12 protein-coding genes are annotated in these 10,657 nt (G+C 59.8%); 1 reads left to right on the top strand and 11 read right to left on the bottom strand.

Translation table 11 applies throughout. The features are described 5' to 3' along the window. Window positions 1–381: 381 nt before the first annotated feature. The 6 genes from ACOCD2_RS06145 to ribBA are packed head-to-tail and all read right to left on the bottom strand — an operon-like array spanning window position 382 to window position 4,461. A complete protein-coding gene (locus ACOCD2_RS06145; protein ID WP_293652433.1) occupies window positions 382–1,017 on the bottom strand; it encodes a retropepsin-like aspartic protease family protein in 636 nt (211 codons plus the stop codon). Further along, window positions 1,014–1,490: a phosphatidylglycerophosphatase A gene (locus ACOCD2_RS06140; RefSeq protein ID WP_293645684.1), complete on the bottom strand. Its 477-nt coding sequence runs from the start codon at window positions 1,488–1,490 to the stop codon at window positions 1,014–1,016. Before ACOCD2_RS06140 ends, ACOCD2_RS06145 begins: the two co-directional genes overlap by 4 nt. Next, window positions 1,487–2,416, bottom strand: a complete 930-nt coding sequence (thiL, locus tag ACOCD2_RS06135) for a thiamine-phosphate kinase (protein ID WP_293645682.1) — start codon at window positions 2,414–2,416, stop codon at window positions 1,487–1,489. Before thiL ends, ACOCD2_RS06140 begins: the two co-directional genes overlap by 4 nt. Further along, on the bottom strand, window positions 2,409–2,843 hold the full coding sequence (gene nusB, locus ACOCD2_RS06130; RefSeq protein ID WP_293645680.1) for a transcription antitermination factor NusB: 435 nt from the start codon (window positions 2,841–2,843) through the stop codon (window positions 2,409–2,411). The genes thiL and nusB overlap by 8 nt, the downstream gene beginning before the upstream one ends. Continuing rightward, window positions 2,840–3,307, bottom strand: coding sequence for a 6,7-dimethyl-8-ribityllumazine synthase (ribE, locus tag ACOCD2_RS06125; protein ID WP_293645678.1), 468 nt, complete (start codon window positions 3,305–3,307; stop codon window positions 2,840–2,842). Before ribE ends, nusB begins: the two co-directional genes overlap by 4 nt. 11 nt (window positions 3,308–3,318) lie before the next feature. After that, complete coding sequence (ribBA, locus tag ACOCD2_RS06120; protein ID WP_293645676.1) at window positions 3,319–4,461, bottom strand: bifunctional 3,4-dihydroxy-2-butanone-4-phosphate synthase/GTP cyclohydrolase II; 1,143 nt, start codon at window positions 4,459–4,461, stop codon at window positions 3,319–3,321. Window positions 4,462–4,659: 198 nt separating this feature from the next. Here ribBA and ACOCD2_RS06115 point away from each other — a divergent pair, with 198 nt between their 5' ends. Further along, window positions 4,660–5,169, top strand: a complete 510-nt coding sequence (locus ACOCD2_RS06115) for a class II aldolase/adducin family protein (protein ID WP_323790849.1) — start codon at window positions 4,660–4,662, stop codon at window positions 5,167–5,169. Between the two features lie 64 nt (window positions 5,170–5,233). Here ACOCD2_RS06115 and ACOCD2_RS06110 read toward each other — a convergent pair whose 3' ends face one another. The 5 genes from ACOCD2_RS06110 to pta all read right to left on the bottom strand — a co-directional run. Then, window positions 5,234–5,890, bottom strand: coding sequence for a riboflavin synthase (locus ACOCD2_RS06110; protein ID WP_293645672.1), 657 nt, complete (start codon window positions 5,888–5,890; stop codon window positions 5,234–5,236). 6 nt (window positions 5,891–5,896) lie between these two features. Next, window positions 5,897–7,015 (bottom strand): bifunctional diaminohydroxyphosphoribosylaminopyrimidine deaminase/5-amino-6-(5-phosphoribosylamino)uracil reductase RibD, encoded by a 1,119-nt coding sequence (gene ribD, locus ACOCD2_RS06105; RefSeq protein ID WP_293645670.1) that lies wholly within the window; start codon window positions 7,013–7,015, stop codon window positions 5,897–5,899. Window positions 7,016–7,216: 201 nt separating this feature from the next. Further along, entirely contained in the window at window positions 7,217–7,717 is a 501-nt protein-coding gene (gene nrdR / locus ACOCD2_RS06100; RefSeq protein WP_293645668.1) for a transcriptional regulator NrdR, read from the bottom strand. A gap of 3 nt (window positions 7,718–7,720) precedes the next feature. Beyond that, complete coding sequence (gene glyA, locus ACOCD2_RS06095) at window positions 7,721–8,977, bottom strand: serine hydroxymethyltransferase (protein WP_293645666.1); 1,257 nt, start codon at window positions 8,975–8,977, stop codon at window positions 7,721–7,723. An 82-nt stretch (window positions 8,978–9,059) separates the two neighbouring features. After that, window positions 9,060–10,657 (bottom strand): phosphate acetyltransferase (gene pta / locus ACOCD2_RS06090; RefSeq protein ID WP_293679726.1); only part of this gene is annotated, 1,598 nt, incomplete at its 5' end.

Raw genomic sequence — 10,657 nt, 5'->3', positions numbered from 1 at the left:
CGCGTTCGGAGGCCTACTTTGTTTTCCCTCTGGCGCAAGGCACGCCGGGAAAACAGTGCGGCCTCGCGGCTACTGGGGTCTACCAGCCTTCGCTTCGCTCTCCATGGCTGGCAGCGGAAGTTTGTGTTGATTTCTCTTCTGAGAGGCCGCGCCTTGCTATGTCAACTATTTTTTGAGATTTTTAGTGGTTTTTCTCCTCTGAAACTCTAAACTCTAGTATTGATCTGAAACTCTAAACTCTAGTATTGAAATATACTTGAGCTATTGATTTTCCGTCGGGCTTCAGCCCGACTACAGCCACAACGGAGAAATGTCGGACTGAAGTCCGACCTACGGATACGGGTTTTTCCATCATCGGTGTGGCCAGCGGATTCATGAAAATTAATGTGACTTGGTAAGAACCATCAAGTTCCCTTTGTTCTGAATATGTAAACGGGAGAGAAAGCTCATTCCCAGAAGGACTTTTTCAGGCAGTGATCCCTCGATGACCACCGCCGGTATATTTTGCAGCCTGATACTCCCTGCCCTCACTGAGGAAAGCCTGACATCATAGCCTTTCACTACTCTGGAAGCGGTCTGCACCATCACCGGCCTGCCTTTGCGAAGGTAATCGATACCCATGCCCGCAGCATGCTCGGCGCTCAGGGCAACGGTGTTGGCGCCCGTATCCACCACCATGACAACCGAATGCCCGTTGATCGCTCCCTGAATGGAATACGAGCCGTCATTGCCCATGACGATGCGCTGCTGCAGCGGTTCCCGTTTCCTGTAACTGGCCGCCACGCCCCTTCCCAGCTGCAGTGTCTGGCGGATACCGTCGATTTCAACCACTGCCTCATGAGAATCCGCGTGAATAAGGTGCAAGCCTTCGGGACTGCTCTCCCCCGCCCGCAGCAGACGGTTCCTGCCATCGACAGCGATCATGGCCTTGTCGGAAAACAGGGCCAGCACCTGCAGTTTCTCTACAGCCAACAGAGGTGCCGGAAGCAGCAATATGATCAGCAGCCATGCTTTCATGGCAGCAGCCTGTAAACCAGATGCATGGCCAGCCAGGCATAGCCTCCGGCGACGAGATCATCCACCATGATTCCCAGGCCGCCTTGCACACGTTTGTCCAGCCAGCCTATGGGCCAGGGTTTCCAGATATCGAACAGCCGGAAAAACAGAAAACCGATGACAAGCCACCACCACCCGGCAGGCGCGGCAGTCATAGTGACAAAATAGCCGGCGAATTCATCCCAGACGATGCCACCGTGGTCATGTACGCCCAGATCCCTGGAAGTGCGGCCGCACAGCCAGATGCCCGACAGGATCACCAGAACCAGCACCCAAAAATACGCCTTGAGAGACAGCAGCGACAGTGGCAGATACAGCAATACTGCCAGCAGGGTACCCCAGGTGCCGGGTGCAAAGGGAGCACAGCCGGAGCCAAAGCCAAAAGCCAGCAAATGCACGGGGTTTTTCAGATTCGGTGCTGGCAGGTTGCTCATGACGAAAAATGCTCCCAGCCACGCGGCAAAGCCAGGCTGTTGCCCGTCTCATCCACCAGTTCCACACCCTGCCCCGCCTGTATCTCACCAATGCAGGTGATATCGAAAGGCAGCGCTTCCAGTTCCGGTTGCAGGGACGGCGGCAGGGTAAAGCAAAGTTCGTAGTCATCCCCGCCGGCAAGCGCCGTTTCAGGATCGCCGGCATGGCCCCTGAATGCTGATGACAGCGGCAGCCTGGCCACCTCGATACGGGCGGCGCAACTGCTGCGTTCGCAGATATGCCCCAGGTCGGCCACCAGGCCATCCGATATATCGATACAGGTGCGTACACCCAGGTCCGCCAGCATCCGGCCTTCGTCGACACGGGGCAGCGGGGTTTCGAGACGCGCACGCAGCCCTCCAGGGTCTTCACCAGCCTGCAGTAAGCGCAGCGCCAGCGCCGCATCGCCGAGGGTGCCGGTGACACAGACAAGATCACCGGGTTTGGCGTTGGCACGTAACATGGCTTTTTCCGCCTCCAGGAATCCCGTGAGCTGCAGGGTGATGCTCAGGGGTCCCTGGCAGGTATCACCACCCACCAGCTGCACACCGAATTGGCCGGCCAGACGCCGGAAACCCCGTACAAAGCCCTGCAGCCAGTCATCATCGATCCGGGGCATGGAAAGGGACAGCAGCGCCCAGGCCGGTGTTGCACCCATGGCGGCCAGGTCGCTGAGATTCACCGCCAGGGATTTATGTCCCACCGACACGGGATCGGCATCTAGCAAGAAATGGCACCCGGCAATCAGTGTGTCCATGGTGGTGGCCAGCTGCTGCCCGGCAGGCGGTTGCAGCAGGGCGCAATCGTCACCGATGCCGAGCAGGACGTCCTGCCCCGGTCGGGACAGTCCGGAAAAATAACGCTGGATGAGTGCGAATTCAGCCACGCTTCCTTGCGGCGATTTCCACGGCGCGCAAGTCGTGGGCCAGCTTGTCCAGCACCCCGTTGATATAGCGATGCCCCTTGTCCGCCCCAAAGGTCTTCGCCAGTTCCACCCACTCATTGATCACCACGCGATAGGGCACCTCGGGATGTTTCGCCAGCTCATAGGCTCCCAGGCGCAGGATGGCGCGTTCCACCAGATCGACCTCTTCCACCGGCCTGTCGAGCAACGGTTGCAGATGCTTGTCCAGCATATCCACCTGAGCAGGCACGCCGCTGACCAGATCCCGGAAATAATCCACCTGAAAACCGCTGTTCTGGTGCTCGGTGAGAAAGCTCTCGACGATTTCACCGACATTGGCGCCGGCCACCTGCCACTGGTAGATGGCCTGGGTGGCCAGACTGCGGGCCCTGCTGCGTTTCTTGCTCACAGCTGGCGCAACAGGGAGACCATTTCGATGGCAGACGCGGCGGCTTCACCGCCCTTGTTTCCGGCTTTGGTGCCGGCACGCTCGATAGCCTGTTCGATAGTGTCCACCGTGAGCACACCAAAAGCGATGGGAACGCCATGATTGAGGGAAACCTGGGCCATGCCTTTCACGGCCTCACCCGCCACGTATTCAAAATGAGGTGTGCCACCGCGAATCACGGCTCCCAGGGCAATAATGGCATCATAGTCCCCACTGGCAGCCACCTTGTCCAGCACCACCGGCATTTCAAACGCACCGGGTACACGTACCACGCTGATGTCCTCTTCACTGGCGCCATGACGCTTGAGTGTGTCGATGGCGCCCGCTTCAAGGCTGTCCACCACAAAGCTGTTCCAGCGCGCCACCACGACGCAAAAACGTCCGCCTTTTGCAATCAGGTTTCCTTCGATGGTCTTGATACTCATACTCGCCTCGCTTACTCCCCGTTTTCAGGGAGCTCAAAATCTACAAATTCGGTCACTTCCAGATGGAATCCGGCCAGGGCGTGCAAATGCTTGGGTGCACTCATGACACGCATTTTCTTCACGCCCAAGTCAATGAGGATTTGCGCGCCCACGCCGAAGGTGCGCAGTTCCTTGTCCTTGATCTTGCCATGATCTATAGGCACCACACCATCGGCACTGCCCTTGAGCTGGCAGGCCTGAATACGCTGAACGATATCCCGCGCGGTATCGTGATTGCGCAATATCACCACGATGCCACTGCCCTCATGCTCGATCTGCTTCATGGCGTTCTTCAGGGGCCAGCCACACTCGGTATAGGTAGCCCCGAGCAGGTCACACAGACTGTTCTGCACATGCACACGCACCAGTATGGGCTCGTCTTCCCTGATCACACCTTTCACGAGTGCCAAATGTACCTCGTTGTCCACCACGTCCTGATAGGCGATGACACGGAAATCCCCCGCTTCCGTGGGCAGCAGGCATTCGTTGATGCGCTCCACGGTCTTTTCGTTGCGCACGCGATATTCGATAAGATCCGCAATGGTGCCGATTTTCAGATCATGCTCTTTGGCAAAGACCTCCAGATCCGAACGTCGCGCCATAGTGCCGTCTTCATTGAGAATCTCCACGATCACTGACGTGGGGCTCAGCCCCGCCAGACGCGCCAGGTCACAGCCGGCCTCCGTATGCCCTGCACGCACCAGCACCCCACCCGGCTGGGCCATGAGGGGAAAGATGTGGCCAGGCTGCACCAGGTCTTCGGGACGGGCATCGGGCTTGGCCGCAGCCTGCACCGTAATGGCGCGATCGGCGGCGGAAATGCCCGTGGTCACGCCTTCCGCCGCTTCGATGGATATGGTGAAGTTGGTCGATTCCAGCTGATCGGCGGCATTCACCATCAGCGGCAGACGCAGTTGCTGACAGCGTTCCTTGGTGAGGGTAAGGCAGATCAGCCCGCGACCGTACTTGGCCATGAAATTGATGGAATCCGGTGTTACCTTGTCCGCAGCAATCACCAGATCGCCTTCGTTTTCACGATCCTCATCGTCCATGATGATGACCATCTTGCCCTGGCGCAGATCTTCGATGATTTCTTCTGTAGTATTGAGTGCCATTGGCAATATTGTTTGTTGAATAAAAGGAAGCAGGAGATTCTAACATGAACCACAGCGCGGAAGGAGTCATCAGGTTCGATCTGACCCATACGAAAACCCCTGCCCTGCCTGTGGAAGACACGGCCGGACTGCGCGCCTGGTTCATCATCCTGCGCCAACTGGAATTGCTGGGACAGGATCCCGGGCGCTATCTGGGTTATGCCTACGGCAACATCAGCACGAGGACACAGGGCGGGTTTGTCATCAGCTGCACCCAGACCAGCGGCAAGACAGCACTGCAGCAGGAGGATTTTGCCCTGGTCACAGGTTTCGATACGCCCAGCAACCGGCTGGTATCAGAAGGCCCCTGCCCGCCCTCTTCGGAAGGAAGCCATGACCCACGGTGCCGTGTATCAGGCGCTACCCCGGACAGGGGCTGTGTTCCATGTCCATTCCCCCATCATCTGGCGACAGGCCAGGGCACTGGATCTGCCCGAAACCGACCCATCCATCGAATACGGCACGCCGGAAATGGCCGAGGCCGTCATCATCCTGCTGCGGAACAACCCCGCCGGGGTATTCTGCATGGGCGGACATGAAGACGGCATTATCGCCTGGGGAGAGAGTACCACCGAAGCCGGGTGCCGCCTGCTGGCATCCCTGGTCCGGGCCCTGTCGGATATCGGTGACGCGAAGGGGTCGGAGTCAAATCAGGAAGATATTATGTAAATGCAACGGCTCGCGGTGATTTGACTCCGACCCCTTTGCCACTATTGTCGGGCTGAAGCCCGACCTACACGAAACCAGCCCTGGCCAGGGCTTCCATGGTCAAGCCCTTGGCCCCAGGCTCGGAGGCCTTGTCACCCAGCAGCAAACGCTCGAGATAGCGGGCGATGAGATCGACTTCCAGGTTCACCTGACTGCCGGCCCGGTAGGTGGCCATGATGGTTTCCTGAAAGGTGTGGGGCACGATGTTGAGTTCGAAGCGGGCGCCGTCCACGCCGTTTACCGTCAGGCTGGTGCCGTCCACGGTAATGGAGCCCTTGTGTACGATATACTTCGCCAGTTCCGCCGGGGCCTTGATGACAAAACGCACCGAACGCGCATCCTCCTGTCGGGAGATCACCGTACCCAGCCCGTCCACGTGACCACTCACCAGGTGACCGCCCAGGCGGGTGGCCAGGGTCAGGGCTTTTTCAAGGTTCACCTGGCTGCCGCTCTTGAGATTGCCCAGAGAGGTCAGTGACAGGGTTTCCCCGGACACGTCCGCCACGAACCCGTTACCCGGCAGTGCCACCGCCGTGAGGCAGACGCCGTTCACGGCGATGCTGTCGCCCAGAGCCACGTCGGACAGATCCAGCTTGCCCGTGTCTATGCCCAGGCGGATGTCGCCGCCCTGGTCCTTTATGCCGGTGACTTTGCCAATGGCCTGGATGATGCCTGTGAACATTTGCGCTTACTCCCCGGCAACCGTGGCCGAAATACGAAAATCCCGCCCCACCGGACGGATATCCTGGATCCTCAGATCGATGCGGTCTGCCATTTTCTCCAGCCCCGGCAAATGGAACAGCCCTCTCGCCTGGTGCCCCATGAGGTGGGGCGCCATGTAGATGATGAGCTCGTCGATGACACCTGCTTTGAGGGCGGCTCCCGCCAAGGTGGGACCGGCCTCGATGAGCACCTCATTGATTTCCTGTTCCGCCAGTTCGCCCATGACCCGTGGCAAATCCAGCCCCCCTTCCAGTTTCAGCACATCGGCACCGGCTTCGCGCAATCGGCGCGCCTTGGCATCATCACCCCGGCTGTGTATGACCTGCACCGACCCTTCCACGGGAAACAGTCTGGCGTTCTCGGGCACCCGCAGACTGGAATCCAGCACCACCCGCAGAGGCTGTCGAAAATACGCGCTGCTCTCCACACCGGGAAGCTCTTCGGGCGTCAGGCGCACGTTCATGGATGGATCATCCGCCAGCACGGTACCGATGCCGGTGACGACCGCTGAACTGCGAGCGCGCAGGCGCTGCACATCGCGGCGGGCATCTTCCCCGGTGATCCATACGCTCTCGCCGCTGGCCATGGCAGTGCGCCCGTCCAGGCTCATGGCCAGCTTGCAGCGCACCCAGGGCATACCTGTCTTCATGCGCTTGATGAAACCGGGATTGAGCTTTTCCGCCTCGGCTTGCAGCAGGCCGGAAGCCACGGACACCCCCTGTTTCCTCAGCAGAGCCATACCTTTGCCCGCCACCAGGGGGTTCGGATCTTCCATGGAAGCGACAACCCGCGTGACGCCTGCCTCGACAAGACCTTCTGTACAGGGCGGCGTCTTACCGTGGTGGCAGCAGGGCTCCAGGGTAACGTAAGCTGTTGCTCCGTGTGCGTTTTCTCCGGCTTCGGCGATAGCGATGCGCTCGGCATGAGGCTCACCGGCTTTGCGGTGCCAGCCCTCGCCGACGATTTCACCATCCCGCACCAGCACACAACCCACGCGCGGGTTGGGATCCGTGGTGTAGAGCCCCTTCCAGGCAAGCTGGATGGCGCGGGCCATGTGCTCGTAGTCTTCTTTGGTGAATGTCATGATCGGTATTGGTTTGGTGTAGGTTGGGCTTCAGCCCAACAACCTGCCGCCTTATGTCGGACTGAAGTCCGACCTACATAGCGCAGTTTTTCAAAGATCCGGGGTAGCTGCAATGATGCGGTTTGCTCGCTCACCACATCCTACCCATTGTCCCTTTGGGGAATCGGTGACGGCAGGAACCGCATCACATCAAAATACCCGTCATTCCTTGCCCAGCAGGTCCAGCTGTTTGCGCAAGGCCTCGGGATCAGGTTGCTGTTCCAGGCGTTCGATTTCCTCACGGAAGGCCTGCACATCCTGGAACTGGCGGTACACCGAGGCAAAACGAACGTAGGCGACCTGATCCAGTCCTTTGAGCTCTTCCATCACCAGCTCGCCGATGCGTTCGGTGGGCACTTCCGGGTCGCCGGGTGCCATGAGCTTTCGGGTGATACGGCTGATGGCCGCCTCGAGATCGTCTGTGCTCACCGGGCGCTTCTCCAGAGCCCGCAACATGCCCAGGCGCAACTTCATTTCATCGAAACTGGCGCGGCTGCCATCGGACTTGACCACCCGCGGCAGATTCAGCTCCACCTTTTCATAGGTGGTGAAACGCTCCCGGCACTCGATGCATTCGCGCCGCCGCCGCACCTGGTCACCTTCTCCCGCCGCGCGGGAGTCGATAACCTTGGTGTCCCGGGCGTTGCAGAACGGGCAGCGCATTGATCAGTCGCCGTAGACCGGCAGGCGCCTGCAGATTTCCAGGGCCAGTTCCTTCACCTGGGCAATCACGGTTTCATCACCCCTGGCATCGATGACATCGCACATCCAGCCCGCCAGCTCGGTGGATTCCTGTTCGCCGAAACCCCGGGTGGTAATCGCCGGTGTGCCCACCCGGATGCCGGAGGTGACGAACGGCGACTGGGGATCGTTGGGTACGGCATTCATGTTCACGGTGATGTTGGCCGCGCCCAGCCAGGCGTCCACATCCTTGCCGATGAGACCCGCCTTGATGAAGCTCACCAGGAACAGGTGATCGTCGGTACCCTTTGAGACCACATCATAACCACGATCCATGAACACCCTAGCCATGGCCTGGGCGTTCTTCTTCACCTGCTGCTGGTAGGTCTTGAACTCCGGCTCCATAGCTTCCTTGAAGGCCACGGCCTTGCCCGCGATGACATGCATGAGCGGGCCACCCTGGGTGCCGGGGAATACCACGGAGTTGAGCTTCTTTTCGATTTCCTCGTTGGCCTTGGCCAGAATCAGGCCGCCGCGGGGACCCCGCAGGGTTTTATGCGTGGTGGTGGTGGTGACATCGGCGATCTGGATGGGGCTGGGGTATTCACCCACTGCGATCAGTCCCGCCACGTGGGCCATGTCCACGAACAGGTAGGCTCCCACGCTGTCGGCAATGTCACGGAAACGCTGCCAGTCCACGATACGGGAATAGGCGGAGAAACCCGCCACGATCATCTTGGGCTTGTGTTCTTTGGCCAGGGCTTCCACCTGATCATAATCGATCTCGCCGGTTTCGGCATTCAAACCATATTGCACCGCATGATAGATCTTGCCGGAGAAATTGGGCTTGGCGCCATGGGTCAGATGCCCACCGTCGGCCAGGGCCATGCCGAGTATGGTGTCACTGGGCTGGCACAGGGCCATATACACGGCGGCGTTGGCCTGGGAGCCGGAATGGGGCTGCACGTTGGCATAGTCTGCCCCGAACAGGGCCTTGGCGCGGTCAATGGCCAGCTGTTCCACCACATCCACGTTCTCGCAGCCACCGTAATAGCGCTTGTGGGGATAGCCTTCGGCATACTTGTTGGTCAGCACCGAACCTTGGGCCTGCATGACTCTCGGGCTGGTGTAATTTTCGGAAGCGATCAGCTCGATATGCTCTTCCTGGCGGGTTTCTTCCGCCTGGATAGCGGCCCAGAGGTCATCGTCGTAACCGGCGATCTGCATGGTTTTCTTAAACATGGATTTCTCTCCGACAAACAAAAACGGCTGCGATAAAGGAGGCGTATTCTACCCCTTTTCTGTCCCGGTTGCTCGGGGACGGTCAGCCCGATGCTTTCTGCGTGGCCTGCAGCGCAGTAATGGCAATGGTATAGACGATATCATCCACCAGCGCTCCCCGTGACAGGTCGTTCACCGGCTTCTTCAGCCCTTGCAGCATGGGTCCGATACTGATCACACCGGCGCTGCGCTGTACCGCCTTGTAGGTGGTGTTGCCGGTGTTGAGATCGGGAAACACGAACACGGTGGCCCGCCCGGCCACCTTGCTGTGCGGCGCCTTGGTTTTCGCCACATCCCGGTTGGCCGCCGCATCATACTGCAGGGGACCATCCACTAGGATATCGGGCCGTTGCTCCCTCACCAGCCGCGTGGCTTCACGGACCTTTTCCACATCCGCGCCCTTGCCGGAATCTCCTGTGCTGTAACTGAGCATGGCCACCCGGGGCTCGATGCCAAACAGACTGGCGGAATCCGCGCTCTGAATGGCAATATCGGCCAGGGCCTCGGCATCCGGATCGGGGTTGATGGCGCAATCCCCGTACACCACCACTTGGTCGGGCAGGCACATGAAGAACACCGAAGACACCAGGCGGGCTCCCGGCGCGGTCTTGATCAGCTGCAGCGCGGGCCGCACGGTATTGGCCGTGGTATGCACCGCACCGGAAACCAGCCCGTCGACCTCATCAGCGGCGAGCATCATGGTGCCCAGCACCACGTTGTCTTCGAGCTGCGCTTCCGCCATCTGGGACGTCAGACCCTTGTGCCTGCGCAAGGCCACCATGGGGCTGATATAGCGGTCGCGAATACTATCCGGATCAATGATCTCCAGGTCTGCGGGGAGTGTGAGTTTTCTCGCCTCCGCTAGGTGCCGCACACGGGATTCCTTCGCCAGCAACACGCATTTCGCGATGCCCTTTTCATGGCAGGTACAGGCCGCTTCCAGGGTTCTGGGCTCGTCGCCCTCGGGCAGCACGATCGTCTTTCCGGCCACCCTGGCCTGCTGCACCAGGCGATAGCGGAAAGCGGCGGGAGACAGGTGCATCTCGGGAGAAACATGAATGTTGTCCAACAGCCTGTCCGCATCCACATGGGAAGCAACGAATTCCATGGTGTGCTCGATGCGCGCCTTGTCGTTCCGCGGCAGTCCCACATCCATGCGCGCCACCCTGTTGGCCGTGGTATAGGTGTTCCAGGGGGTGGAGAGCAACGCCAGGCCGAAGTCGAAAGCCGTGGCGCAGAGCCTATGCACGCCTTCATCCGGCTGCAGCCCACCGGTCAGCAGTACACCGGCCAGGTCGCTGCCGTTGCGTTCCGCCAGCGCGCAGGCCCGCAGAATGTCTTCCCGGTCACCCGGCACGATAACCAGAGCACCCGGCTCCAAACCATACAGCATGTTCGGCACGGTTCTCGCCACCATGAGGATATGCCGCACCCGGCGATGCTGCATGTGCCCTGCCTCGAGCACATCCAGCGTCAGCGATGCGACCACGTCAGCCACCCTTGGCGCGATCAGTTTCGTTTGCCAGGGAATACAACCGATCAGGGGGATTTCCTCCACCAGCGCCGGCAGGCTGTCGACATAGTCGCCACAGTTTCTCAGCGAGGTATGCACAGCGTGTGCCGAAGCCACCTGCAGACGCT

The sequence above is a fragment of the Thiolapillus sp. genome (assembly GCF_048562965.1).
Lineage (GTDB): Bacteria > Pseudomonadota > Gammaproteobacteria > Chromatiales > Chromatiaceae > Thiolapillus > Thiolapillus brandeum_A.
This window is presented reverse-complemented; position numbering and strand designations above follow the sequence as displayed.